The organism is Actinoplanes sp. ATCC 53533 (assembly GCF_003947245.1).
Genome location: NZ_QHHV01000125.1, coordinates 47,220 through 73,210, shown reverse-complemented (window position 1 = coordinate 73,210; position 25,991 = coordinate 47,220). Strand labels below are relative to the sequence as shown.

Below are 25,991 nucleotides of genomic sequence, written 5' to 3'. Positions count from 1 at the left end.
AGGCTACGCGGGCGGTGCCGGCCGGAGTAGGTCGCCCCGGCGCGCCCCGCTCAGCGTGCGGACAGCGACAACCGACCAGGCGGCGAGCAGCATCGCATAGAGCGCCACGGCGAGGGCGGCCGGCAGAGCGGAGCCGGTGCGGGCGGCCAGGCCACTGGCGCCGGTGACGACCGTGCCCACCGGGAAGGTGAAGCTCCACCAGGTCAGCGAGAAGGGCAGCCCGGCGCGCGCGGTGCGCACGGTGATCGCGGCGGCCAGGCCCGCCCAGCACAGGGCCACACCGAGCGCGGGTACGCCGTAGAGCACGGCCACGAGCTGCGCGGCGCTAGCGTACGGCTCGCTCAGCACGCCGTCGGCGGCGCGCCCGAGCAGGTGCACGGCGGTGACCGACTGACCGATCGGGCCCAGCACGATCCACCAGGTCGGCACCATCCGGGCAGCGCCGGGGCCGTACCGGACAAGGCGCCGCCAGAGCTGCCCGAACACCAGCACCGCCGCGACGAGGCTGATCCCCGCCAGCGCGTAGCAGGCCACCAGGAGTTCGACGGGCGCCGCCACGTGCGGCACGAGCAGCGCGCCGGTCGCCGCCGACACCATCGGCGACACGACCGGCATCAGCCGGCCACCGAAGGCCGTCTCCGGGCCGGGCCGGTGCCGGCTCAGCAACCGGTACGGGATCACCACGGCGACCGCCAGCCCGAGCAGGGTGCCGCCGGTCCAGAGCACGACGGCGACCGCGACCGCCGCGGGCTCGCCGATCCAGTCCCGCCCCAGCAGCAGCGTCCCGGCGCCGACGGTCATCAGCGCCATCGGCGGCGCGCCCCAGAACTGCTCCGAGACGACGTCGCCGCGGTAGCCCGCCCGGTGCCGGACCGCGGCGGCCGCCAGCACCACCAGCAGGATCGAGGCCAGCGCCCAGCCGGCCGTCGCCAGGGTGCGCAGGCCGGGCACGTGCAGCGGCAGGGTGGCCGCGGCGGTGGCGACGATGCCGGTGCCCATGACGGTGGCGAACCAGTTGGGGCCGATGACGATCGGGGCGCGGCGTACCGGGCGGTCGAGCAGGACGGTCATGATCTCCACTGTCGGGGTCCCGCCGGGTCCCCGGTAGCGGTCGCCCGCCTGGGGGGTCATAGTCTGCGGTTATGCCTCTGCCGCCGCAGGTGACCGACCTCACCGGCTTCGACCTGCTGCTCAGCGTCGCCCGGCTGGGCAGCGTGGGCCGCGCGGCGACCGCACATCACATCTCCCAGCCGGCCGCCAGCGCCCGGCTGCGCGAGCTGGAACGCCGCCTCGGCGTGACCCTGCTGCACCGCTCCCCGCGCGGCTCGACGCTGACCACGACCGGCGCCCTGGTCGCCGACTGGGCCCGGGCCGCCGTGGAGGCGGCCGACGCGCTCGCCACCGGCGTCGCGGCGCTGCGCGCCACCCACGAGAGCCGGCTCGCGGTGGCCGCCAGCCAGACCGTCGCCGAATATCTGCTGCCGCAGTGGCTGGTGGCGCTGCGGACCGGGCACCCGGGGCTGAGCGTGACCCTGCGGGCGGCGAACTCGGCCGACGTGGCGGCCGCGGTGCTCACCGGCCAGGTCGAACTGGGCTTCGTGGAGGGCCCCGACACGCCGGCCGGCCTGCACTCCGAGACCGTCGCCACCGACCGGCTGGCGGTCGTCGTCGCGCCCGGGCACCCGTGGTCCAAGCGGCGGCGCGGCGTCACCCCGGCCGAGCTGGCCGCGACCCCGCTGGTGTCCCGCGAGGCCGGCTCGGGCACCCGGCGCGCGTTCGAGGAGGCCCTGGCCCCGCTGACCGCGGCGGCGCCGCTGCTCGAGCTGTCCTCGACGACCGCGATCAAGCACGCGGTGGCGGCCGGCAGCGGGCCCACGGTGCTGAGCTCGCTCGCCGTCACCGCCGAACTGGCCGCGGGCACCCTGGTCACGGTGCCGACGGCGATGCCGCTGCAGCGCCAGCTGCGCGCGGTGTGGCCGGCGTCGGCCCAGCTCATCGGCCCGGCCCGCGACCTGTACGCGATCGCCCGGCGGCACCGGCCCGGCTGATCCGGGGCCGTCGTTCGTGGACACTCGCCCGGCACTCCGGGCAGGAGACGCGGTCGCAGCGAAATAGGTGGTTTGGAGCCGGTCATGCGAAATTTCCGGGAGAGAGCAGAACCCGCCAGGCTCTCGAGGCGCTGTTCCCGTTCGAGTGCGTCATCGACGAAGCCCGAAGTCGACGCCAACAGTCACGCACCGAAACCAAGACCTGACCGGCTCGTGGGGAAATCACCCGTCCGGGGTCACGAAAACGGCACGCCGCAACCGAGTCGGTATCGAGATGTGCGAAGCTGCGCGCCTACATCTCGACCCTCGTCTTCGGAGGCATGCCGTGGCATCGCTCCTGTCCATCGTTGCCGCGCTCTTGGTCGGCTTGCTCGCGGGCTGGCTGATCTGGGGCCGGATCCTTGTTTCCCGGCGGTCCGCAGCAGCGGAAACCGCCCCGGCGGCCGCCGTTGCCGTGCCCGTCGAGACCACTACAACAGAGCCGGTCAAGCCGGCTGAGCAGGCCGCCGAGGCCGAGCCGATCCCGGCGACCTCGTCCCCGGCCGAGCCGATCTCGGTGGATTCGCCGCCCGCCGAGTCCTTCACCGAGCCGGCGCCGGTCGCCGAGCCGGTTGTCGCTGCCACGCCCACCACCGACACTGTGTCGGTCGCGGAGACCGCATCCGACGAAGAGCCGAAGCCGGAAGTAGTCTCCGTCCCGGACACGTCGCCGGCCACCGCCACCGAGCCCGTCGCGGAGGTCGAGCCCGTCGCGGAAGCCGAGCCCGTCGCCGAGGCCGAGCCGGTTGCGGACAGCACGCCGGCCACCGTCGCAGACGCCGAGCCCGTCGCAAAGACCGAGCCCGTCGCGGAAGCCGAGCCCGCCGTAGAGGCCGAGCCCATCGCGGAAACCGAGCCCGTCGCCGAGACCGAGCCGGTTGCGGACAGCACGCCRGCCACCGTCGCAGACGCCGAGCCCGTCGCGGAAGCCGAGCCCGCCGTAGAGGCCGAGCCCATCGCGGAAACCGAGCCGGTTGCGGAAACCGAGCCGGTCGCGGACAGCACGCCGGCCACCGTCGCAGACGCCGAGCCAATCGCCGTGCCCGTCGCAGCAGCCGAGCCCGTCGCGGTCGCTGCGGTGCCGGCCGCTACCGGCATCGCTCCGCCGGCCGACAAGCTGACCCGCATCGAGGGCATCGGCCCGAAGATCGCCGCCACGCTGGCCGCCGCCGGCATCACGACCTACCGCGAGCTGGCTGACGCCGACCTCGCCTCGCTGCGGGCCACGATCAAGGCCGCCAAGCTGCGCCTCTCGCCCAACCTGGCCACCTGGCCGGCGCAGGCCCGCCTGCTGGCCGAGGGCGACCAGCGCGGCTTCACCGCCCTCGCCGACGACCTGGCGGCCGACCGCGAGCCGGGCGTGGAGCCCATCTCCGTCCCCACCGAGCCCGCCACCGGACCGGACGCCGCGTTCAGCCCGGACCCGGTCACCGACCCAGCCGTCACCGCGGACCCGGCCCCGAGCCTGATCCCGGCCGCGACCCCGGAGCCGACCGCGGCCACCGAGACCGAGCCGGCTGCGGCTCAGGAGCCGGCTTCCCTCTTCGAACCGGCCGCGAGCGTCGACGCCACCCCGGCGTTCGAGACCGCGCCCGTCGCGGAGCCCGTCGGCGACACGGCCGCCGAGGCGGTCCCGGCGCAGCGCAGCCCCGACTCCGCCGAGACGGCCGCCCCGGACGACCTGACCCGGATCGAGGGCATCGGCCCGAAGATGGCCGGCGCCCTCGTCTCCGCCGGGATCACCACCTACGCGCAGCTGGCCGCGACGGAGGAGACGGCGCTGCGGGCAGCGATCGCCGCCGCCGGAATGCGTGCCTCGGCCAGCCTGGTCACGTGGCCGCAGCAGGCGAAGCTGCTCGCCGACCGCAACGTCCTGCAGAGCTGACCCCGGGCCCGCCGAGCCGGGCTGACCGCACGACGAAGACCGATGGACGAGGAAGGCCCAACCCCGGGCTCGGGGTTGGGCCTTCGCCGTCGGCGCGGACCAGGCGATCAGCCCTTCCAGGTACGGGTGTCCGAAGGTCAGCCGGAAATCTTGTTCGTATTCGACCCGCACCGGGCTTGCCCCTGACGCAGCGTCAACCCTCCATGCTGGCTCTCATGAGCATCCCTTCAACAACAGATCAGGCCCGGGAGCCTGCGATCCACGTGCAGGGCCTGGAGAAGTCGTACAAGGCGCTGCACGTCCTGCGCGGCGTGGACCTCGACGTGGCGCGGGGCAGCATCTTCGCCCTGCTCGGCTCCAACGGGGCGGGCAAGACCACGGTCGTGAAGATCCTCTCCACGCTACTCAAGGCCGACTCCGGGACGGCCCGGGTCAACGGCTTCGACGTCGCGACGCAGGCCGCCCGCGTGCGCGAGTCCATCAGCCTCACCGGGCAGTTCGCGGCGGTCGACGAGATCCTCAGCGGGCGGGAGAACCTCGTGCTGGTCGCCCGGCTGAGGCACCTCAAGGACCCGGGCGCGATCGCGGACGCCCTGCTGAAGCGCTTCTCGCTGACCGAGGCGGGCGGCCGGCGGACCGCGACGTATTCCGGTGGCATGCGCCGCCGCCTGGACATCGCGATGAGTCTCATCGGGAATCCGCCGGTCATCTTCCTCGACGAGCCGACCACCGGGCTGGACCCGGAGGCGCGCGTCGAGGTGTGGCAGGCCGTCAAGGAACTCGCCAACGGCGGCACGACCGTGCTGCTCACCACCCAGCACCTGGACGAGGCCGAACAGCTCGCCGACCGGATCGCGATCCTGCACCAGGGCCGGATCATCGTCAACGGCACCCTGGCCGAGCTCAAGCAGCTGCTGCCGCCCGCCAAGGTGGAGTACGTCGAGAAGCAACCCTCCCTCGAAGACGTCTTCTTCGCGGTCGTCGGCAAGAACGCGGTCGTCGGCGAGAACGTCCTCGGCGAGCACAAGAAGTAGGGAACAACAATGACCACGCACTTCTTCGGAGACACCGCCGTCCTCACCGGACGGACCATGCGCCACGTCACCCGCAGCCTGGACACCATCATCACGACCGCGATCACACCGATCGCCATGATGCTGCTGTTCGTCTACGTGTTCGGCGGTGCGATCGACACCGGGTCGGTCTCGTATGTGAACTACATGCTTCCCGGCATCCTGCTCATCACCATCGCGTCGGGCATCTCCTACACCGCGTTCCGGCTCTTCGGCGACATGCAGGGCGGGATCTTCGAGCGATTCCATTCCATGCCGATCGCCCGGTCGAGCGTGCTGTGGGCGCACGTGCTGACCTCGATGGTCGCCAACGTGATCTCGCTCGTGGTCGTCGTCGGCGTCGCCCTGATCATGGGCTTCCGCTCGAGCGCGGGAGTGCTGGCCTGGCTCGCGGTCACCGGCATCCTCCTGCTGTTCACGTTGGCGCTGACCTGGCTCGCCGTCATCCCCGGTCTCACCGCGAAGTCCGTGGACGGCGCGAGCGCGTTCGCCTACCCGCTCATCTTCCTGCCGTTCATCAGCTCGGCCTTCGTGCCCACCGGCACCATGCCCGGCCCGGTGCGCGCCTTCGCCGAACACCAGCCGGTGACCTCCATCGTCAACGCGATCCGCGACCTGTTCACCCAGCAGCCGGTCGGCACCGGCATCTGGACCGCCGTCGCCTGGTGCGTCGGCCTCCTCGTCGTCGCCTACATCTTCGCCAACGTCGCCTACCGTCGCAGGATCTCCTGAGCCGGCAGCGACCGGGTCCGGGCGAGTTGGGGCAGGATCAGAGCATGCTGACGATCGGTCAACTGGCGGCCTACGCCGGCGTCACGGTGCGGGCGGTGCGGCACTATCACCAGATCGGGCTGCTGCCCGAGCCGGAACGGGACGCTTCGGGTTACCGGCGGTACGGCGCGACAGCGGTCGTGACCCTCATCAAGATCCGCACCCTCGCCAACGCCGGCGTCCCGCTGTCCCAGCTCGATCAGATGCTCGAAGCCGACCCACCGACCTTCCTCGAAGCGGTCCAGCGGATCGACGACCACCTCCGCGACGAGATCGACCGGCTCGAGACCAGCCGCAAGCAGATCGCGCAGCTCGCCGCCGGAGACAGCCTGGCGCTCCCGCCGGAGGTGACCGCCTATCTCGACCGGCTTCGGGAGATCGGGGTGTCGGAGCGGATGGTGCAGGCCGAGCGGGACGGGTGGGTCCTGCTCGCGGCTCGCTGGCCCGACGGCGTCCGCGAGGTCATGCCCGGAAAATTCGCACAGCTCGAGAACCCGCTACTCGTGCGGCTCTACCGGGTCCTGTCGGAGATCTCCGACAGCGACGCGGACGACGACTCGCGCCTGGTGGAAGTCGCCGACATCATGGTCGGCCTGGCCGAGCAGGCAGAAGCCGCCGGCGAGCTCGGCGACGGCGACATGGCGGACGACGACGCCATGTTCGACCTGCTGGACGCCTTCGCCCTCGAGTCCGACCCGCGGACGGGGCGGGTGCTGGAGCTGATGCGCGAGCGTGGCTGGGCCCGCTGGACCCGGATGGAGCGGCTGGCGAAGCCGCCCGGCTGATCGGTTTCGCTGAGGGCTTCACGCGCCGCACTGGTCACGAAGGCCTGTTTCCGGGACTGTGAGCATCATGGACGCCGCTTTCGTACTGGTGCACAGCCCGTCGGTCGGCCCGGGGACGTGGCGCCCGGTCGCCGAGGAGTTGCGCGCGGGAGGCGCCACCGTGGTGGTGCCGTCCCTGGCCGGCGTCGGCGCCGCCGACCCGCCGTTCTGGCCCCGGGTCGTGGAGCTGGTGGGCGCGGCCGTCGCCGGGTTGCCGGCGGACCGGTCCGTGGTGCTCGTCGCGCACAGCAACGCCGGGCTGTTCGTGCCGGTCGTCGCCACCGCGGCCGCCCGGCCGGTCGTCGGCTGCCTCTTCGTGGACGCGGCACTGCCCGCCCGGCAGGGTTCCACCGCGGTCGCCACCGCCGAGGACATCGCGTTCCTGCGGGAGAAGGCCGTCGACGGCGTCCTGCCGCCGTGGACGGCGTGGTTCGACGACGCCGAGGTGGCCCCGATGTTCCCGGATCCCGCGACCCGCGCGTCCGTCGAGGCCGAGCAGCCGCGGCTGCCGCTGAGCTACTACGAGCAGCGGATCCCGGTGCCGGAGGGCTGGGACGCGCAGCCGTGCGGCTATCTGCTGTTCGGCCCGCCGTACGAGCGGGTCGCGAACGAGGCCGCCGCGCGGGGCTGGGCCGTGGAGCGGATCCCGGGACTGCACCTGCACCAGATCGTCGATCCCGCCGGCGTCGCCGCGCGGATCGCCGGCATGGCCCGGACCTGGTCTCCGCCCTCGCCATCGGCGGGTGTCAGGGCCTAGATTCGGGGACATGCCCGCGTCTACCCATGAGGTCGTCAACCAGCCGCCGCCCCTGGCCGGTCACGACATCGCCGCCGATGCCGCCCTGCTCGAGGGCCTCGCCCTGCAGGGCGCCGGCTGGGCGGCCGACGACCTGCACCGGCTGGGCAAGCTGGGCGGTCAGGCCGAGCCGCAGCGCTGGGCCGAGGAGGCGAACAGGTACGAGCCGCGCCTGCTCACCTACGACCGGTACGGCAACCGCGTCGACGAGGTCGAGTTCCACCCGGCCTGGCACCACCTCATGGAGGTGGCGGTCGGCGAGGGCCTGGCCGCCGCCGCGTGGTCGGACGGCCGGGCCGGTGCGCACGTCGCCCGCACCGCCGGCCTGTTCACCTGGGCCCAGGTCGAGGCGGGCCACACCTGCCCGATCTCGATGACGTACGCGGTCGTCCCGGCCCTGCGCAACGCCCCCGAGCTGGCCGCCGTCTACGAGCCGCTGCTCACCGCCCGGGTCTATGATCCCGGCCTGCGCACCCCGGCGGCCAAGCGCGGCCTGCTCGCCGGCATGGGCATGACCGAGAAGCAGGGCGGCTCGGACGTCCGGGCCAATTCGACCACCGCGTCCCTGGCCGCCGACGGCACCTACCGGCTGCGCGGCCACAAGTGGTTCACCAGCGCGCCCATGTGCGACCTGTTCCTGGTGCTGGCCCAGGCCCCGGCCGGGCTCTCCTGTTTCCTGGTGCCCCGGGTGCTGCCCGGCGGCGAGCGCAACCCGTTCCGGATCCAGCGGCTCAAGGACAAGCTCGGCAACCGCAGCAACGCCAGCAGCGAGCCGGAGTTCGACGACACAGTGGCATGGCTGGTCGGCGAGGAGGGCCGGGGCGTGCGGACCATCATCGAGATGGTCGCGATGACCCGGCTGGACTGCGTGACCGGTTCGGCCGCGGGGATGCGCGCCGCGCTGGTCCAGGCCGTGCACCACGCGCGGCACCGGGCCGCCTTCGGCGGGCCGCTGATCGGCAAGCCGCTCATGCGCAACGTCCTGGCGGACCTGGCGGTGGAGTCGGAGGCCGCGACGGCGCTGGCCCTGCGGCTGGCCGGGGCCGTGGATCGCGGGGCGCGCGGCGACGCCACCGAACGCGCGTTCGGCCGGCTGGCTATCGCGGTCGGCAAGTTCTGGGTCTGCAAGCGGCAGCCCGCCGTGGTCGGTGAGGCGCTGGAATGCCTCGGCGGCAACGGCTACGTCGAGGAGTCCGGCCTGCCCCGGCTGTACCGCGACGCCCCGCTGAACTCGATCTGGGAGGGCTCCGGCAACGTCCAGGCGCTCGACGTGCTGCGGGCGCTGCGCCGCGACCCGGCGAGCCTGGAGGCGTTCCGGGCCGAGGTCGGCGCGGCCGCCGGCGGGGACGCCCGCCTCGACGCGGCCACGGCGAGGCTGACCGAGCGGCTCGGCGACGGGGAGGACCTGGAAGCCGAGGCGCGCCGGGTCGTGGAGCAGATGGCGCTGGTGTTGCAGGGCGCGTTGCTGGTCCGGCACGCCCCGGCGGTCGTGGCCGACGCCTTCTGCGCGAGCCGCCTGGGCGGCGACTGGGGGCACTCGTTCGGCACGCTGCCCCGGGGCGTGGACACCGCGGCCCTGGTCGACCGGGCGCTGCCGGCCTGACGCCGGGCACCGGCGCAGCGGCGCGAGCGGCGCCCGGTCGCCGCCCGAAAACTCAGGTGCCGCCCGGCGGTGCCGATGGCTCGTCGTGCGGATGAATCGGGTCGACCGAGCGGTCGCGGCGTGGACGGCGGTTGGGCTGCCGGTCTGCGTCGCATACCCGTTCATGGGGGACGGCACCCCGGCCGCGGCGTTCATGTACGACACGTTCGTCCTGCTGACGCTGCTGGTGGTGCTGGCGGGCATCCGGCGCAACCGGCCGCCGAATCGCCTCGGCTGGTACGTCTTCGCCGCCGCCGTCGCGTTCCGGCTGGCCGGCGACGTCACGTACGAGATCTACCGGCAGGTCCTGCACCAGCCGCCGTTCCCCTCCCTGGCCGACGTCTTCTACCTGGGGGAATACCCGCTGCTGGCGGCCGGCACGCTGCTGCTGGCCCGGGGGCGGCGGGGCCGGGACGTCGCCGGCTTGCTCGACGCCGCGATCATCGCCACCGGCCTGGGCCTGCTCTGGTGGATCCTGACCATCGGACCGATCGCCGGCGACGGCACGGTCCCGCTGGTGGAACGCCTGCTCGGCGCCGCCTATCCGGCCTGCGACGTGCTGCTGCTGGCCCTGCTGGCGCGGATGCTGACCCGCACCGGGCGGCTGACGGTGAGCATGGTCGTGATGATCGCGGGCACCGGCGCGCTGCTCGCCGCCGACGTCGGCTACCAGCTCGTCATCGCCTCCCACCCGGACCTCGAGGGCGTGGTCGCGGTCGGCTGGCTGCTCTGCAACGTCGCCTGGGGCGCCTCGGCCCTGCACCCGTCCGCCGCGAATCCGGCACCGGCCCGTACCCCGGAGGCCCGGCTCGGCCCGGGCCGGCTCATCCTGCTGGCGGCCAGCACGCTGCTCGCCCCGGTCCTGCTGTTCATCCAGGGCTCGCTGGGCTTCCCGCACCTGAGCTGGCTGCCGATCGGCGTCGGCGCCGTGGTGCTGTTCGTGCTGGTGCTGCTGCGGATGTCCGGCTTCGTGACCCAGGTGCAACGGCAGTCGCAGCAGTTGCAGGACCTGGCCATGCGGGACGACCTGACCGGCCTGCCCAACCGCCGGCTCTTCGAGGAACGGCTCGCCGCCGCGGTGGCGGCCGGCCCCACGCAGGTGGCGATGCTCGACCTCAACGGCTTCAAGAACGTCAACGACCGGTTCGGTCACGCCGTCGGCGACCGGCTGCTCGCGATCGTGGGCCGGCGCATCGCCGAGCGGCTGCGCGAGGACGACGTGGCCGCCCGGATGGGCGGTGACGAGTTCGCCGTCCTGGTGCCCGGCACGTCGCCGGCCGACATGGCGGCCATCGTCGACCGGCTCACCGCCTCGCTGCGCCGCCCGATCGAGGTCGCGGGGCACGAGCTGCTGGTCGGCGCCAGCGTCGGCATCGGCGACAGCGAGGGCACCGACGACCCGTACGAGGTGCTGCGCCGCGCCGACATCGCGATGTACGCCGCCAAGGCCCAGGGCGGCGACCAGGCCCGCCGCTACGCCGCCGACCTGGACGAACGGGCGGGCGAGGAGGCGCGGTTGGGCGCCGAGATGCGCACCGCGCTGGACACCGGCCAGTTCCGGCTCGTCTACCAGCCCATCGTCGCCCTGCCCGACGCCCACCTCGTCGCCGTCGAAGCCCTCATCCGCTGGCACCACCCCGAACGCGGCCTCATCAACCCCACCGACTTCATCCCCGTCGCCGAACAGAACGGCTTCATCGTCGAACTCGGCGCCTGGATCCTGCACACCGCCTGCACCCAGGCCGTCACCTGGCAACACACCCACGGCACCCACGCACCCGGCCGCATCGGCGTCAACGTCTCCGCCCGCCAACTCGCCGAACCCGGCTTCACCGACCTGGTCGCACACACCCTCACCACCACCGGACTACCCGCACACCACCTGGTCATCGAAGTCACCGAAACCGCCGTCTTCGGCGGCGGCCAAAGCGTCCAGACCGTCAAAGACCTCCGCCACCTCGGCGTCTGCATCGCCCTGGACGACTTCGGCACCGGCCACTCCTCCCTCGGCCTGCTGCAGACCGTCCCGGTCGACACCATCAAAGTCGACAAGACCTTCGTCGACACCATCACCAAGGCCGGCCGACACGCCGTCATCGCCACCGCCCTGATCCAGGTCGCCGACGGCCTCGGCCTCACCGCCGTCGCCGAAGGCGTCGAAACCGCCGAACAAGCCACCGAACTCCACCGCCTCGGCTACCGCCTCGCCCAGGGCTACCACTTCGGCCGGCCGGTAGCGGAGCCCGACTTCTCAGCGGCCGTCGGAATGACGGCCGTCGCGTGAAGCCGGGGAGTCGTCAGTCCGTTCCAGGGCGGTGGCGGGGTGGTCGGACGGGGAAATCCTCAGATGAATACGCCGACGACCGATGGCAGACCATGCGGCACAAACAGCTCTGGTGGTGGTGGCTCGTCTTCGGCGTGCTCGCCACCGGTGCCCACGCCCTGTTGCCGAAGGACGGCCTGTGGTCGAACGTGGTCTACAACGTCATCGGGCTGCTGTCCTGCCTGGTGATCCCGCTCGCCGTACGCCTGCACCGGGCGTCCCGGCCGGCCATGTGGTACTGGTTCGCCGCCGGGCAGACCACCTGGGTCCTGGGTGACCTCGCCTGGGAGTACTACAAGTACATCCTGCACGAGGAGCCGTACCCGTCGGGAGCGGACTATTTCTATCTGAGCGCGTACCCGATGCTGGTTGTCGGCCTGATGATGCTCACCCGCGGCCGGCGCGGCAGTGACGTGGCCGGTCTGATCGACCCCGCCATCGTGGCGACCGGTCTCGGGCTGGTGTTCTGGGTGTTCGTCATGCACCCGATCGCGGCCGACTCGACGGCCTCGACGCTGGAACGGTTCATCGGGGTCGCCTATCCCGCCGGCGACGCGCTGCTGCTGGCGATGCTGGCCCGGTTCTTCACCAGCGCGGGCCAGCGCACCGTGAGCGGCCGCCTGCTGGGTTTCGCCGCCCTGATGCTGCTCGTCGCGGACGTCTCCTATTCCCTGGTCTCGCTTCATTCCGACGACGACGGCAGCCTGCTGGACGCCGGCTGGCTACTCTCCTACGTGGGGTGGGCCGCGGCCGCCCTGCATCCCTCCATGCGCTGGACGGGCACGACGGCGCTGCGGCCCAGCGGCCGGGTGGGCCGGTCCCGGCTGATCCTGCTCGCGTTCTGCTCCCTGCTCGCCCCCGCCCTGCTGTTCGTGCCCGGCATCGGCGACAACGCCCTGGACCGGCTGGCCATCGCCGCCGGGGCCGTGGTGCTGTTCGTCCTGGTCGTGCTGCGCATGTCGGGCTTCGTGTCCCAGGTCCAGCACCAGGCCGATCAGCTCAAGGATCTCGCGATGGCCGACGACCTGACCGGGCTGGCCAACCGGCGGCGCCTGGAGCAGGGACTGACCGAGGGACTCGCCGCCGGGACGATGCAGGTGGCGCTGCTGGACCTGGACGACTTCAAGCAGGTCAACGACGCCCTCGGGCACGCCGTCGGCGACCGGCTGCTCGTCGCCGTCGCCGAGCGCCTGCTCCGCGCCGCCGGCCCGGACGCGCTCGTGGCCCGGATGGGCGGTGACGAGTTCGCGGTGCTGCTCACCGGGGCGACGGCCGCGGCCGCCGACGCGACCGTGCTCCGGCTGGCCGGCTCGCTGCGCGAGCCCGTGCACGCCGGCGGGCACGACCTGCTGGTCGGCGTCAGCATCGGGGTGGCCGACGGTACGGGCACCGACAACCCCGTCGAGGTGCTCCGCCGCGCCGACGTGGCCATGTACGCCGCCAAGAACTCCGGTGACACCCACCGCCGCCACACCGCCGACCTCGACGACACCGCCGACGAGCAGGCCCGCCTGGGCGCCGAGCTGCGCACCGCGCTGGACACCGGCCAGTTCCGGATGGTGTACCAGCCGATCGTGGAACTGCCGCACGGCCGGCTGCGGGCGGTGGAGGCGCTGGTCCGCTGGGACCACCCGGAACGCGGCGTGATCACCCCCGACCGGTTCATCCCGGCGGCGGAGCACAACGGGCTCATCATCGAGCTGGGCGAGTGGATCCTGCGCACCTCCTGCGCCCAGGCCGTCGAGTGGCTGGCCGACTGGGGAGCACACGCCCCGGAGCGGATCAGCGTGAACGTCTCGGCCCGGCAGCTCGCCCGGCCCGGCTTCGCGGCCGTGGTCGCGCGGACCCTGCGGGAGACGGGACTGCCGGTCGGCCGGCTCACCGTGGAGGTCACCGAGACCGCGGTGTTCGGCGGCGGCCAGGCCGTGCTGACCCTCAACGAGCTGCACGCCCTCGGGGTCCGGATCGCCCTCGACGACTTCGGCACCGGGCACTCGTCGCTCGGCCTGCTGCAGACCGTCCCGGTGGACGTCCTCAAGGTCGACAAGTCCTTCGTCGACAACATCACCATGGCCGGCCGGCACGCCGTCATCGCCACCGCCCTGATCCGGGTCAGCGAGGGCCTCGGCCTGACCGCCGTCGCCGAGGGCGTGGAGACCGCGGAACAGGCCGCCGAGCTGCACCGGCTCGGCTACCAGCTGGCCCAGGGATACCACTTCGGCAGGCCGGTCGCCGATCCAGACTTCACGCCTCGGGTCGTCGCAGCCACCACCTAGCCTCGTGTCCGCCGGAGACCCGCTATGCCGGATCGTTCCAGACCACGACGTGGAGCACGAAAGCGTGGTCGCTGCGTTCGCGGGTGGTCACGGCATATCCGATCCGCCCGGCGGAGGTGCGGAAGCAGAAAGCCCCCGTGGTGGACATGTAGGGCGTTGCCGTCGCCAACACCTCTTTGCAGGTGGAGTAGGCGTTGCCCGGGTTGCCACCCGGATACGTGTACGCGTTGGGGCCGTTGATCGGCTGGACCGTGTCCGACTTGACCGCACCCCAATCGTGGTACAGGTCGTACTCCCCGGTGGCGCCGTCCGCACGGTTCTGGGCGGGCGGCTTATCCGGCGCGTCCACGTCGGCGGCGGCGCCGCGTTCCAGCGTCACCGTCTGGTCCACCACCACGACCGGCTGCGGCGCGTCGCCGTCGGCCACAGTGCTGCCTGACCCGGAGCTGCCGGTCGCGGCCTGCGTCGCGATCCCGGCCGGCGGCTGGGCCGTGCCCGCGGTGACCGGGCCGCGCTGGGGCGCTCCGGCCGCGGTCGCGCCGGCCGGCTGCGGGTGCAGCCAACGGTTGACGGCCAGCGTGGCGACGCAGCCGACCAGCACGCAGCCGGTCACGAGCAGGCCCACCGCGGTGCTGGTCCGGCGCCGCCAGAACCAGGAGGCGGAGATCAGCATGACGGCGACGATGCTCAGCGCGAACAGATCGAAGTCGCCCTTGATGAAAGCGGCGACTCCGCCGGCCACGCCGAGCACGTCCGCCACCACGCCGGTGCGGCGCACGAGGTGTTGGGTGGTCGACTCCGGAGCGCTCGGAGGTGCCTCGGTGCCGGCACTCATGCGGGTCCCCCTTCATGACGGTGGGCGCTGGCATGCGCCGGGAGAGAACCGTAGCGGTGGCCGCCCTCGCGAACAGTTCCCGAAAGGGGTGACACCCCATAGGGGGCCCGAGATCCGTCATGCGACCGCGTCAGCGCGGCCCCAGCAGGTCGGCGATGCTGGCGGTCAGATCCTGCTGGCTGATCGGGTCGACCAGGCCGCCGGTGCGGGCGTCCTGCATCGCCTTGGTCAGCTGCACGCGGCGCAGGATCTCCTTGATGTCCGCGCCGGTCAGGCCGTGGCTGAGCCGGCCCAGCTCGGCCAGGTCGATCCCGTCGGCGAACATCGTGAAGCCCGGCTCCTCGTGCACCGCCGCCAGCTGGGCGATCATCTTGCGGAAGATCTCGGCGCGGCCCACCTCGTCGGGCTTGGGCACGGAGATCTTGACGTCGAAGCGGCCCGAGCGGATCAGCGAGTCGTCGACCCGGTGCGGGAAGTTCGTCGTCGCCACCACGATGACGTTCGGGTTCGCCTCGATCAGGTCGTTCATCTCCTGCTTGAAGATGCCGGCCACCGCGTTGATCGCCTGGCTGGCCGCGTCGCCGCCCGAGCCCGCGTAGCTGATGATCGAGTCGAACTCGTCGAACAGGATCAGCGTGGGCACCCGGTAGCGGCGGGCGTCGCGGAAGATCTGCTTGATGTTGCGCTCGGACCCGCCCAGCCACTTGTCCAGGATCTCCGGGGTGCGGATCTCGCGGAAGTCGGCGCCGATCTCGTTGGCCAGGGCCCGGGACAGCATGGTCTTGCCGGTGCCCGGCGGGCCGTACATGAGAATGCCCTGCGGCCGGCGCGCGCCCCAGCGGGCCATCGCCTCCGGGTGCCGGAACGACACCGCGATCTGGCGCATCTCCGCGACCAGGTCGGCCAGGCCGCCGACCTGGTCGAGCGTGACCGTCTGGGTGGTGGTAGCGACCCGCGGGACGACCTCGCGGCTGATCACGTAGCGCCGGCCGGCCAGCGGCTGCGCGCCCGCCTCCGGGCCGAGCAGCTCGACCACGGCCTGCAGGGTCAGCTTGACCATCGCCTCCAGGTGGGCGGGCCGGACGTCGTCGCGGGCGACCTCGGCGCGCAATCGCACGACGCTGCCGTCCGGGTCGTAGGTCACCGCCGCCTGCAACCCCACGGCCGCGTCGGCCAGCACCGCGGCGCCCGGCTCGCGGTCCGCCGCCGGCCCGGCCGGGCGATCAAGACCAAGCTTCTTGTACGCCGCGACGGCCGCCGCCCCGACCCCGTCCACGATCTTGGTAGCCACCGGGTCCCCCGCGGCGATCCGCTTGGCGAGCATGGTGCCGACCGGGTCGTTGCCCAGCACGACGGCACGGATGCGTTCCCGCTGGGGCGCGTCATCCTCGATGGTCCGGATCTCCGCGACGAACACGTGCACCGGCCCCGACGCGGCGTCCCCGCTGGTCACGGTCAGCCCGGCGCGGCGCACCGGAGCCGGGAACTCGGCGCGGCGCAGCAGCTCAACGGGATTGACCCGGGCGGCGGCGAGAATGGTGGCGGCGTCGACAATCTCAACCGTGGCGCCCGCGTATTCGAAGGACATAGCGGCCCCCTCTCCCGACCAAGAGTGACACGGCCCATCGACCCCCCGCCGAACTCACCACGGAAGCCGAGCCCACCGGGGGGAAGTCAGCGCGCCGGAACGACGGGCGAGGTCCCGACGGCGGCGCGCCTGTCGCACCGCCGCCGGGTTCGCGTGACTCGGCTCAGCAGCCGACGCGGGTGGTTCCCACGGCGACGTCGTCGTACCAGAGGGTGTCGGCGCCCTCGCCGTAGCTCTCCCAGCCCAGGCGCAGGTCCGTCAGGGCCGGGCGCCAGGTCCGGTTCAGCCATTGGCCGTCGATGTCGTGCGTCGGCACGCCGTCCTGCAGCAGCCCGGGCACCGAGGTGCCGTTGAGCCAGGTCTGCATCGTCCCGTCGCCCTGGTCGACCTTGAACTCCACGCAGTTCCAGGTCCCGGTCGGCAGGGGCGCGGACAGCGCCACCCCGGCCGGGCTCTGTTCCGGCAGCGTGGCGTCGTCGGACGCCCGGTTCCATTGCAGAGCGCCGTTCTGGCCGCCGAGGCGCAGGTCCCGGTTGCCGTCGTTGGCGTCGCGCAGCGCCACCGCCGTGGTGTGCGCGGCCGGCAGTGCGGTGGTGTGCCGCACCCAGTAGCGGACGAACAGCGCGGTGGCCGCCGCCGGGAGCAGGCTCGTGTTGCGCATGAACACGTGGTTGCAGTAGCCCGCCGCCCCGTCGACGCGCAGCGAGGTGCTGCCGCCGTGCGCGACCGTGGTGTCGTAGGCCGTCTTGCCCGCGCCCGAGCAGTCCGGATAGGTCACCGCCCAGTCGGCCTGGGTGCCCTCGAAGCCGTCACAGCGGGCCCCGGACCCGCACCCGGCCGGCGGCGGGGTCGAGGGCGGCGGGGTCGAAGGCGGCGGGGTCGAAGGCGGCGGCGTGGAGGGCGGCGGCGTGGGCGGGGCGTCGCCGTTGCAGGCGACGCCGTTGAGGGCGAAGGCCGTCGGTGCGGTGTTGGTGCCCGAGTACGTCGCCTGGAAGCCGAAGCTCGCCGACCCGCCGGTGGCCAGCGTCATGTTGTACGGCGGCGCCGCCGCGGTCACCGCGCTGCCCGACTGGGTCAGTTGCGCGTTCCAGCCCGACGTGACCTGCTGGTTGCCGGGGAACGCCCAGGTCACGGCCCAGCCGGTGACCGGCGCGCCGTTGTTGGTGACCCGCACGTCGGCGGTGAAGCCGGTGCTCCACTGGTTGGCCGCGTAGGTGACGTCGCAGGCGGTCGCGGCCGCCGCGGGGGCCACCGCGACCAGGACGCCGCCGATCAGGACGGCTCCGGCGGCCGCCAGCTTGATCAGCATGGCGCGCCGATCGGGATGACCCCGGCCGCCGGTTCGATCAGCACGGCGTGCCGTTCAGCGCGTAGCCGCTCGGGTTCGCCGGGGCCGATCCGGTGAAGGTCGCCTGGAAGCCCGTGCTGGTGGTGGCGCCGGTGCCGAGCGAGCCGTTCCAGGCCGCGTTGCGGACCGTGACCGTGCTGCCGGACTGCGACCAGGTGCCGCTCCAGCCGCTGGCCAGGGTGACGTTCGCCGGCACGGTGAAGGTCAGCGTCCACGAGGTCAGCGCGGGGCCGCCGTTGGTGATCCGCACGTCGGCGGTGAAGCCGTTCGACCAGGTGGTCGCCGTGTACGCCACCGAGCACGTACCGGTCGGCGGCGGTGGGGTGGTCGTCGGCGGAGTCGTCGGTGGGGTTGTCGCCGGCGGCGGGGTCACCGGGCCGGCCGCGATCGCCAGGTCGTAGGCGCGCTGCGGGACGAACTGCCCGGCGCCGGCGATGCAGCCGTCGGCCTCGCCCGGCAGCTTGATCCACAGGTACGCGTCCAGTATCGGATCGGACACCGCGTTCGTACTGGTGATGCCGATCGCCCGGCCGGCCGGGTCGCACCATTCGCTGCCCGCCGGGCCGTTGCCGTTGCGGCTGGTGTCGATCACGCCCTTGAGGCCGGCGACGCCGGTCGCGGCGATGACGTTGCGGACGTACGTGGTCGACTCCGCGGTGGTGCGGTAGTTGGAGACGTTGACCGAGATGCCGTTCGCGCTGGTGGCGATGTCGGCGCGGACCAGCCGGGCGGCCATCTCCGCCGGGGACAGCCAGGCCGAGTGCCCCGCGTCGAAGTAGACCTTGGCGCTCGCCGAGGCCGCCTTGAACTTCTTGCCCGCGTACGCCATCGAGGCATAGACCTCCTGCTGCTGGGCCGCGGAGAGGCAGTTCGTCATGATCGGGAGGACGTCCGGCTCCAGGATGATCGCGGCCGCGCGGCCCTTGAGCCCGGCGGCCACCTGGTCGATCCACTGCCGGTACGCGGTGTGGTTGGCCATCCCCCCGGAGCTGGCGCCGCTGCAGTCGCGGTTGGGGATGTTGTAGACGACCATGATCGGTGTCTTGCCGGCCGCGGCGGCGGCGCCCACCAGGGCGTCCACCTCGGCGGCGACCGTGGCGGTGTTGTTCTGGGTGAACCAGCGGCCCTGCGGGACGTTGGCGATCCGGTCGCGGATCACCGCGGCTCGCGAGTCGCCCGGGTTGGCGGCGACCCAGCGGGCGGCGCTGGTCTGCGGGTCGACGTAGAAGGGGGATTCGGCGGCGGAGGCGGTACCGGGCCACAGCACCACGGTGCCGGCGACCACAGCGGCGACCGCCGTGGTGGCAGTGGTGGTGGCGAGGGATCTCAAGCGCATTCGACAACTCCTGGGGATGAGTATGGGAGCGCTCCCATGCATCGACCACGGTAGTTGTAACACGGTGGAAACTTCAAGGCATGGAATTTCCGGGCTGGGACATCTCAGGGCTGGGACATCTCAGGGCTGGGCGGGCAGCCGCTCCCCCGGACGGACCAGGCCGCTGCGGTACGCGAGCACCACCAGTTGCGCGCGGTCCCGCACGTTCAGCTTGGTCATCGCCCGGTTGACGTGGGTCTTGGCGGTCAGCGGCGACACGTACAGCCGCTCGGCGATGTCGTCGTTGGACAGCCCGTGCGCGACCAGCACCAGGATCTCGCGCTCGCGTTCGGTGAGCCCGGTCAGCTCGGGCAGCGTCGGCCCGGCGCCGCCCGGCGCGCCGTCCGGCCGGCTGAGGAACCGGCTGACCAGCCCGCGGGTGGCCTTCGGCGACAGCAGTGCCTCCCCGCCGGCCACCACCCGGATGGCGTGCAGCAGATCGGCCGGCGCGACGCTCTTGCCCAGGAAGCCGCTGGCGCCGGCCTGCAGGGCGAGCACCACGTTGTCGTCGTTCTCGAACGTGGTCAGCACCAGGATCCGCACCCCGGCGAGGTTGTCGTCGGCGCCGATCCGCCGGGTGGCCTCCAGGCCGTCCATCCGGGGCATCCGGATGTCCATCAGCACCACGTCGGCCCGCGCGGTGCGCGCCAGGTCCACCGCCTCGCGGCCGTCGGAGGCCTCGCCGACCACCTCGAACTCCGGCTCCGAGTCGATGATCATCTTGAAGCCGGCCCGGATCAGCGTCTGATCGTCGGCCAGCAGCACCCTGATGGTCACCGGTCGCAACCCCTCGCCAGGTCGCCGGCCGGGGCCCCGCCCGTGGTCGCCGTCGCGACCGATGCGGCGGCGGGCGCGCCGGTGGGCAGCACGGCGTGCACCCGGAACCGGCCGTCGTCGAGCGGTCCGGCGGTCACGGTGCCGCCGGCCGCGCTGGCGCGCTCGCGCATGCCGAGCAGCCCGTACCCGGTGCCTTCGGCGCCGCGGTCGCACCCGACGTCGTTGGTCACCTCCAGGATGACGCCGCTGGGGGCGTACTCGACGAGCAGCGCGGCCCGGCCGGCGCCGTACTTGTGGGCGTTGGTCAGCCCTTCCTGCACGATCCGGTACGCCGCCAGGTCGACCATCGCCGGCAGTTCCCGCGGCTCGCCGCGCTGCTGCCGCCGTACCGTGAAACCCGCGGCCTCCAGGCCGCCGACCAGGTCGGGCAGCCGGGAGAGCCCGGGCGTCGGCTCGTTGCTGGTCTGGTCGTCGGAGTTGCGCAGCACGCCGACCACCGACGCGATCTCCTTGAGCACCAGGTCGGAGGCGTCCCGGATGTGCTCCAGCGCCGGGCCGACCTGGTCGGGACGGTGCTGCAGCACGTGGGCCGCCGCGCCCGCCTGCACGCTGATCACCGCGATGTGGTGGGCGACCACGTCGTGCAGCTCGCGGGCGATGCGCAGCCGCTCCTTGATCACCTGGCGCTGCGCCTCCTGCTCGCGGGTCTGCTCGGCGCGGTGCGCCCGGGCCTCGACCTCGGCCACGTAGGCACGGTGCATGCGGGCCGCGTCTCCGACCGCCGCCGCCATGAAGATCCAGGCGAAGACGCCGATCACGTCCAGGCGCCACCCGGCGGAGACGATGACCGAGGTCGCGTAGACCACCGAGGCCGCGGCCAGCGCGCACGTCCAGCCGTCGCGGCGGTTGGTGTGCGCGGCGATGGAATACGTGATCACGCCCAGCACGCCGATCAGCCCGGGATTGTGCACGCCCTGCGTGACGGCGCCGACGGTGGCGGCGGTGGCGATCACCAGGGCGGTCCGGGGCCGGCGCCGGCGCTGCAGGACCGCGAGGAAGGCCACGACGGCGACCAGCACGTCGCCGCGCGACACGGTGTCCGCGAGATCGGCGTCCGGCGCCAGCATCGTCGACTTCAGCACGAAGCCGGCCAGCACGAGGGCGAGCAGCGCGTCGACCAGCAGCGGATGCCACCGTGTGACGTGCCACCACCTGATCCGCATGACGCCGGTCTGCCCGTCCAACCGCCCCACCACCCTTGACCGGAATGAACGCTTCTCTCTCACGCTGAACCTACGCGGGCCGGTCGGGCCGGGTCGTCGTCTCGTCGTGGTAGCCGGCGCCGGTCACGGATACCACGACGATGGTATGCGGTGCCTGCGGTGGGACGACGCGGACGAGGCCGGATTGGTTGATCGTTTCAAGGGTCACTTGCCGTAGCGACCCAGGAGTACCGATGGCCACCTACCTGTACCGGCTCGGCCGGTTCAGCTTCCGCCGGCGCCGACTGATCCTCGCGCTCTGGCTCGCCACGCTGGCAATACTCGGCGTCGGCGCGGCCACCCTGTCGGGACCCACCTCCGACGAGTTCTCCATCCCGGGCACCGAGGCCCAGGAGGCGATCGACCTGCTCGGGCAGCGGTTCCCGGGCGCGGGAGCCGGCGGCGCGCAGGCGCGGGTCGTGTTCGCGGCGCCCGCCGGCGAGAAGCTCACCGACGAGGCGAACCGGACCGCCATCGCGCAGACCGTCGCCCGGCTCAAGACCGGTCCGCAGGTCGCCACCGTCACCGACCCGCTGCAGGGCACCATCAACCAGGCCGGCACGGTCGCGTACGCGCAGGTGACGTACAAGGTCGCCGCCACCGCCCTGACCGACGCCGACCGCGAGGCCATCACCGGCGCCGCCGAGCCGAGCCGGGCCGCCGGCCTGGCCGTGGAGGCCGGCGGCGACGCCATGCAGGAGCAGGCCCCGGCCGGCAGCTCCGAGGTGCTCGGCATCCTGGTCGCCGCGGTCGTGCTGGTGATCACCTTCGGCTCGCTGGTCGCCGCGGGGCTGCCGCTGCTGACGGCGATCCTCGGCGTCGGCGCGGCCGTGCTGGGCATCCAGATCGCCTCCGGCTTCGTCGACCTGGGCAGCAGCACCTCGACGCTGGCGCTGATGCTCGGACTCGCGGTGGCCATCGACTACGCGTTGTTCATCGTCTCCCGCTTCCGCCACGAGATCTCCGCCGGGCGCCGCGACGAGGAGGCGGTCGCCCACGCGGTCGGCACGGCCGGTTCCGCGGTCACCTTCGCCGGGCTCACCGTGTTCATCGCGCTCGCCGCGCTGGCCGTGGTGAACATCCCGGTGCTCACCGAGATGGGGCTGGCGGCCGCCTTCGCCGTCGTCATCGCGGTGCTCATCGCGCTGACCCTGCTGCCCGCCCTGCTCGGCTTCGCCGGCAAGCGCGTCCTGGGCCGCCGTGGCCGCGACCCGCAGGCCGCCTCCGCCCACGCCGCGGCCAAGCCCACGGTCGGGCTGCGCTGGGCCCGGTTCGTCACCGGGCGCCCGGTGACCGTGCTGATCGTCGCCGTCCTCGGCCTGCTGGTGCTCGCCATCCCGGGGCTGGACCTGCGCCTGGGCCTGCCCGGCGACAACATGGCCGGCACCGAGACGACCCAGCGCAAGGCCTACGACATGCTGACCGACGGCTTCGGTCCGGGCTTCAACGGCCCGCTCACCGTGGTGGTCGACGCGGCGTCGAGTCCAGACCCGAAGAACGCCGCGGCCGCGGCGGCCGGGGTGATCAAGGCCCTGCCCGGGGTCGTCACGGTCAGCCCGCCGGTCCTCAACCCGGCCGGTGACACCGCGATCCTGCAGGTCATCCCGGCCAGCGCGCCGGACAGCGCGGACACCGAGGCGCTGGTGCACGCGATCCGGGACCAGAACAGCGCCCTGCGCGAGCGCACCGGCGCGGATCTGTCGATCACCGGCACGACGGCGGTCGACATCGACATGTCCGACAAGATGGGCAGCGCGCTGCTGCCGTACCTGACGGTGATCGTGGTGCTGGCGTTCCTGCTGCTGACGCTGCTGTTCCGGTCGGTCCTGGTGCCGCTGAAGGCGATCGCCGGCTTCCTGCTCTCCGTGGTGGCGACCTTCGGCGCGGTCGTCGCGGTCTTCCAGTGGGGCTGGCTCAACGGGCTGTTCGGCATCGACCAGGCCGGCCCGGTGATGAGCATGCTGCCGGTCTTCCTGATCGGCATCGTCTTCGGCCTGGCCATGGACTACGAGGTCTTCCTGGTCAGCCGGATGCGCGAGGAGCACGTGCACGGCGCCGAGCCGACCCAGGCGGTGGTCAACGGCTTCGCGCACGGTGCCCGGGTGGTCACGGCCGCCGCGATCATCATGGTCAGCGTCTTCTCCGGCTTCATCCTGTCGCCCGAGTCGCTGGTCAAGTCGATCGGCTTCGCGCTGGCCGCGGCGATCCTCTTCGACGCGTTCGTGGTCCGGATGACCATCGTGCCCGCGGTGATGACGCTGCTCGGGCGCCGCGCCTGGTGGCTGCCCCGCTGGCTGGACCGGGTGCTGCCGGACATCGACGTCGAGGGCGACAAGCTGCGCGAACTGCCGGACGAGCGGAGCGAGCCCGAGCACACAAGCTCGGATCTGGTCACCGCCGGCCGATGAGAGTGGCCCGGACCGCCACGGCGGTCCGGGCCCCCAGCCCGTTAGCGAAGGTGACCCCCGATGACGCTGGCCTTCGAGGACCGCCCGGCCGAACTGCCCGTGGACAGCACCCGGACCCGGCCGGCGCCGCTGCGCGAGCTGGCCCTGATCGCGGTGCTGTGGGTCACCTACAGCCTCGGCCGGTATGCCGCGGACGGCCACGTCGGCACCGCGATGGCGAACGCGAACCGGATCTGGGACCTCGAACGGCTGCTGCGCCTGCCCGGCGAGGACGGTCTGCAGCACCTGCTGCTGCGGGGCGGCGACTGGGTCGAGGCGGCGAACAGCTATTACGCGTACGTGCACTTCCCCGCCACGATCGGCTTCCTGCTCTGGGTCTACCTGCGCCGCCCCGCCCACTACCGGCCGGTGCGCAACACGATCGTCCTGCTCACCGGGGCCGCGCTGGTGGTGCACCTGATCTTCCCGCTGGCCCCGCCACGGATGCTCGCCGAAACGGGGCTGGTCGACACCGGCCACCTCTTCGGCCCGAGCGTCTACGGCTCCCCCACCACCGACAGCGTCACCAACCAGTACGCGGCGATGCCGTCGCTGCACGTCGGCTGGTCCCTGCTGGTGGCGGTGACGCTGATCGCGCTGACCCGCGGCCGGTGGCGCCGGCTCTGGCTGCTCCACCCGCTGCTCACCCTGCTGGTCGTGATCGCCACCGCGAACCACTACTGGCTCGACGCCGCGGTCGCCGCCGCCCTGCTGGCCGGTGCCCTGCGAGTGACCGGGCTCGGCCGCCGCTCCCGGGAACTCCTCGGCGCGGGGCAGCCGGAACGCTGAGCGGGGCCGGCGGTCACTGCCGGACGAGGGCCAACCGCGCACCGAGGCCCAGCAGCGCCGCGCCGCTCAGCCCGTCGAGGGTGCGGCGCACCCGGGAGCGGGCGAACACCCGCCGGAACACGGCGACCAGATTCGCCACCGTGCAGAACCACACCAGGGTGACCCCGACGGCGAGCAGCGACAGCGCCATCGTGTCGACGGCGCCGGGCCGGGCGGGCAGGAACTGCGGCAGCAGAGCGAGGAAGAAGACCGCCGCCTTCGGGTTGAGGGCATTACAGAGCAGCCCGTCGCGGAACGCACCGCCGGCCGACCCCGGCCGGGCGGCGGGACCGGCCGCCGGGGCCCGGATGGCCGCCCGCAGGGCCTTGATCCCCAGGTACGCGAGGTACGCCGCGCCCGCGTACCGGATGGTCGTGAGCACCACCGGGACCGTCGCGACCAGCGCCGCCACCCCCGCGGCCGCCGCCACCGCCCAGAGGAAGACGCCGGTGGCCACGCCCGTGGCCGCGGCCATGCCCTCGGCCCGCCCGCGCAGCGCCGAGCGGCGCACGACCACCGCGAAGTCCGGGCCCGGGGACATCGCGCCCAGGCCCACCACGCCGCAGAACGCCACCAGCTGTGCGGTCGTCGTCATGGGCTCACGGTACGGCCACCCGGGTGACCTGCGCCGCCCCGCGACCACGCTGTGCGGGGCGGCCCGGCACGACCAGGCATCATGACCGCGTGGAAACAGTGCGGGAGACGATCGGCGCGGTCGTCGGCGGGCGGATCGGCTACGAGGACGGCCTCGACACGCTCACCGTCGCACCGGCCGCCGAGGTGGATCCGGCGCTGGCCGCGGCCCTGTTCGACGCCACCGCCCGGCTCTGGCGCGGCGGCTGGCAGCCGGCCGAGCTGCACCGCCTGGTCACCCGGCGCGGCAGCGGGGTCCAGCCGCTGCTGATCACCGACGCCGTCGCCGCCTACCTGCGGGACTTCCGGCCCAAGACGGTCGACGAACGCTGGCGGGAGCAGGCCGGCGAGCTGGACGCGCGGCCGTGGTGGGGCGACGACGCCGGCTACCTGCGGCAGGTCACCACCCACCGCCGCGTCGACCGGGTCACCCTGATCGACGCCGTGCTCACCCTGATCACCCTGCTGAACGAGCTGCCGCCCATCGAGATCCTCGTGCCGCCGCCCGGGCAGGCGGCCCCGATCCGGCGGGCGCCCGGCAACGACGCCAAGCTGGAGCGGGTCCGGGCCCTGCTGGCCAAGGCCGAGGCGACGACCTTCCCGGCGGAGGCGGAGGCGTACACCGCCAAGGCGCAGGAGCTGATCTCGCGGCACAGCCTCGACGAGGCGATGCTGGCCAGCGAGGGCGGCGCCGTCGTGCCGTACGCCCGGCGGATCGGGGTGGACCACCCGTACGAGAGCGAGAAGGCCTCGCTGCTGACCTCCGTGGCCCGGGCCAACCGCTGCCACGTCGTCTGGTCCCCCGAGTTCGGCTTCGCCACCGTCTTCGGCTTCGACGCCGACATCGACGCGGTGGACCTGCTGCACACCTCGCTGCTGGTGCAGGCGCACCGGGCGATGGCCCGCACCGAGCCGCGCGGCAAGGCGGGCCGGGCCCGGCTCAAGAGCTTCCGGCAGTCGTTCCTGGTCGGCTACGCGGTCCGGATCGGTGAACGGCTCGCCGAGGCCAGCCGGGCCGCCCTGGACCAGGCCGGCGATCCCGCCGCGCTGCTGCCCGTGCTGGCCTCCCGGGACGTGCAGGTCCGCCAGGCCCGGGACCGCTCGTTCCCGAGCACGACCCGCGGACGTGGCTTCCGGGTCGCGAGCCTGGAGGGCTGGGAGTCGGGCCGGGAGGCCGCCGACGCGGCCAGGCTGCACTGAGACCCGGCCGTCCGGCCGGGC

General features: G+C 73.0%; 20 protein-coding genes. 12 read left to right on the top strand and 8 right to left on the bottom strand.

Annotation, left to right across the window (positions count from 1 at the left end; genetic code table 11):
* Positions 1-3 precede the first annotated feature (3 nt).
* On the bottom strand, positions 4-1,131 hold the full coding sequence (locus DMB66_RS35680; RefSeq protein WP_199752814.1) for a TDT family transporter: 1,128 nt from the start codon (positions 1,129-1,131) through the stop codon (positions 4-6).
* Between the two features lie 11 nt (positions 1,132-1,142).
* Between DMB66_RS35680 and DMB66_RS35675 the strand changes: the two genes are divergently transcribed.
* The 9 genes from DMB66_RS35675 to DMB66_RS35635 all read left to right on the top strand — a co-directional run bounded on the left by DMB66_RS35675 (position 1,143) and on the right by DMB66_RS35635 (position 13,677).
* Positions 1,143-2,048, top strand: coding sequence for a LysR family transcriptional regulator (locus DMB66_RS35675; protein ID WP_199752813.1), 906 nt, complete (start codon positions 1,143-1,145; stop codon positions 2,046-2,048).
* Positions 2,049-2,373: 325 nt separating this feature from the next.
* Complete coding sequence (locus DMB66_RS35670) at positions 2,374-3,972, top strand: helix-hairpin-helix domain-containing protein (protein WP_125808535.1); 1,599 nt, start codon at positions 2,374-2,376, stop codon at positions 3,970-3,972.
* Between the two features lie 215 nt (positions 3,973-4,187).
* Positions 4,188-5,006: an ABC transporter ATP-binding protein gene (locus tag DMB66_RS35665; RefSeq protein ID WP_233625068.1), complete on the top strand. Its 819-nt coding sequence runs from the start codon at positions 4,188-4,190 to the stop codon at positions 5,004-5,006.
* A 9-nt stretch (positions 5,007-5,015) separates the two neighbouring features.
* Positions 5,016-5,777 (top strand): ABC transporter permease, encoded by a 762-nt coding sequence (locus DMB66_RS35660; protein WP_125808533.1) that lies wholly within the window; start codon positions 5,016-5,018, stop codon positions 5,775-5,777.
* Between the two features lie 44 nt (positions 5,778-5,821).
* Positions 5,822-6,601, top strand: a complete 780-nt coding sequence (locus DMB66_RS35655; RefSeq protein ID WP_125808532.1) for a MerR family transcriptional regulator — start codon at positions 5,822-5,824, stop codon at positions 6,599-6,601.
* A 67-nt stretch (positions 6,602-6,668) separates the two neighbouring features.
* On the top strand, positions 6,669-7,397 hold the full coding sequence (locus DMB66_RS35650; protein WP_125808531.1) for an alpha/beta hydrolase: 729 nt from the start codon (positions 6,669-6,671) through the stop codon (positions 7,395-7,397).
* A 10-nt stretch (positions 7,398-7,407) separates the two neighbouring features.
* Complete coding sequence (locus DMB66_RS35645; RefSeq protein WP_125808530.1) at positions 7,408-9,039, top strand: acyl-CoA dehydrogenase family protein; 1,632 nt, start codon at positions 7,408-7,410, stop codon at positions 9,037-9,039.
* A 91-nt stretch (positions 9,040-9,130) separates the two neighbouring features.
* Positions 9,131-11,362: a bifunctional diguanylate cyclase/phosphodiesterase gene (locus DMB66_RS35640; RefSeq protein WP_125808529.1), complete on the top strand. Its 2,232-nt coding sequence runs from the start codon at positions 9,131-9,133 to the stop codon at positions 11,360-11,362.
* Between the two features lie 92 nt (positions 11,363-11,454).
* Positions 11,455-13,677 carry a bifunctional diguanylate cyclase/phosphodiesterase gene (locus tag DMB66_RS35635; protein WP_125808528.1) on the top strand — a complete coding sequence of 741 codons (2,223 nt, stop codon included), beginning with the start codon at positions 11,455-11,457 and terminating at the stop codon, positions 13,675-13,677.
* A 22-nt stretch (positions 13,678-13,699) separates the two neighbouring features.
* Here DMB66_RS35635 and DMB66_RS35630 read toward each other — a convergent pair whose 3' ends face one another.
* From DMB66_RS35630 to DMB66_RS35605, 6 genes are all read right to left on the bottom strand, one after another.
* Positions 13,700-14,512: a hypothetical protein gene (locus DMB66_RS35630; protein ID WP_125808527.1), complete on the bottom strand. Its 813-nt coding sequence runs from the start codon at positions 14,510-14,512 to the stop codon at positions 13,700-13,702.
* Positions 14,513-14,642: 130 nt separating this feature from the next.
* Positions 14,643-16,100, bottom strand: a complete 1,458-nt coding sequence (locus DMB66_RS35625; protein ID WP_125808526.1) for a 26S protease regulatory subunit — start codon at positions 16,098-16,100, stop codon at positions 14,643-14,645.
* A 163-nt stretch (positions 16,101-16,263) separates the two neighbouring features.
* The gene (locus DMB66_RS35620; RefSeq protein ID WP_125808525.1) at positions 16,264-17,409 is read right to left on the bottom strand and encodes a cellulose-binding domain-containing protein; all 1,146 of its coding nucleotides are present in this window, start codon (positions 17,407-17,409) and stop codon (positions 16,264-16,266) included.
* A 37-nt stretch (positions 17,410-17,446) separates the two neighbouring features.
* Entirely contained in the window at positions 17,447-18,784 is a 1,338-nt protein-coding gene (locus DMB66_RS35615) for a glycoside hydrolase family 6 protein (protein ID WP_125808524.1), read from the bottom strand.
* Between the two features lie 120 nt (positions 18,785-18,904).
* Positions 18,905-19,600 (bottom strand): response regulator transcription factor, encoded by a 696-nt coding sequence (locus DMB66_RS35610; RefSeq protein WP_125808523.1) that lies wholly within the window; start codon positions 19,598-19,600, stop codon positions 18,905-18,907.
* On the bottom strand, positions 19,597-20,844 hold the full coding sequence (locus DMB66_RS35605) for a sensor histidine kinase (protein ID WP_125808522.1): 1,248 nt from the start codon (positions 20,842-20,844) through the stop codon (positions 19,597-19,599). Before DMB66_RS35605 ends, DMB66_RS35610 begins: the two co-directional genes overlap by 4 nt.
* Before the next feature lie 212 nt (positions 20,845-21,056).
* Between DMB66_RS35605 and DMB66_RS35600 the strand changes: the two genes are divergently transcribed.
* Both DMB66_RS35600 and DMB66_RS35595 read left to right on the top strand, forming a co-directional pair.
* Positions 21,057-23,270, top strand: coding sequence for an MMPL family transporter (locus tag DMB66_RS35600; RefSeq protein WP_125808521.1), 2,214 nt, complete (start codon positions 21,057-21,059; stop codon positions 23,268-23,270).
* A gap of 60 nt (positions 23,271-23,330) precedes the next feature.
* The gene (locus DMB66_RS35595; RefSeq protein ID WP_125808520.1) at positions 23,331-24,098 is read left to right on the top strand and encodes a phosphatase PAP2 family protein; all 768 of its coding nucleotides are present in this window, start codon (positions 23,331-23,333) and stop codon (positions 24,096-24,098) included.
* A gap of 13 nt (positions 24,099-24,111) precedes the next feature.
* Here the strand turns inward: DMB66_RS35595 and DMB66_RS35590 are convergent, their stop codons facing one another.
* Positions 24,112-24,732, bottom strand: a complete 621-nt coding sequence (locus DMB66_RS35590; RefSeq protein WP_125808519.1) for a LysE family translocator — start codon at positions 24,730-24,732, stop codon at positions 24,112-24,114.
* An 89-nt stretch (positions 24,733-24,821) separates the two neighbouring features.
* Here DMB66_RS35590 and DMB66_RS35585 point away from each other — a divergent pair, with 89 nt between their 5' ends.
* On the top strand, positions 24,822-25,970 hold the full coding sequence (locus DMB66_RS35585; RefSeq protein ID WP_233625067.1) for a DUF2786 domain-containing protein: 1,149 nt from the start codon (positions 24,822-24,824) through the stop codon (positions 25,968-25,970).
* Positions 25,971-25,991: the final 21 nt, after the last annotated feature.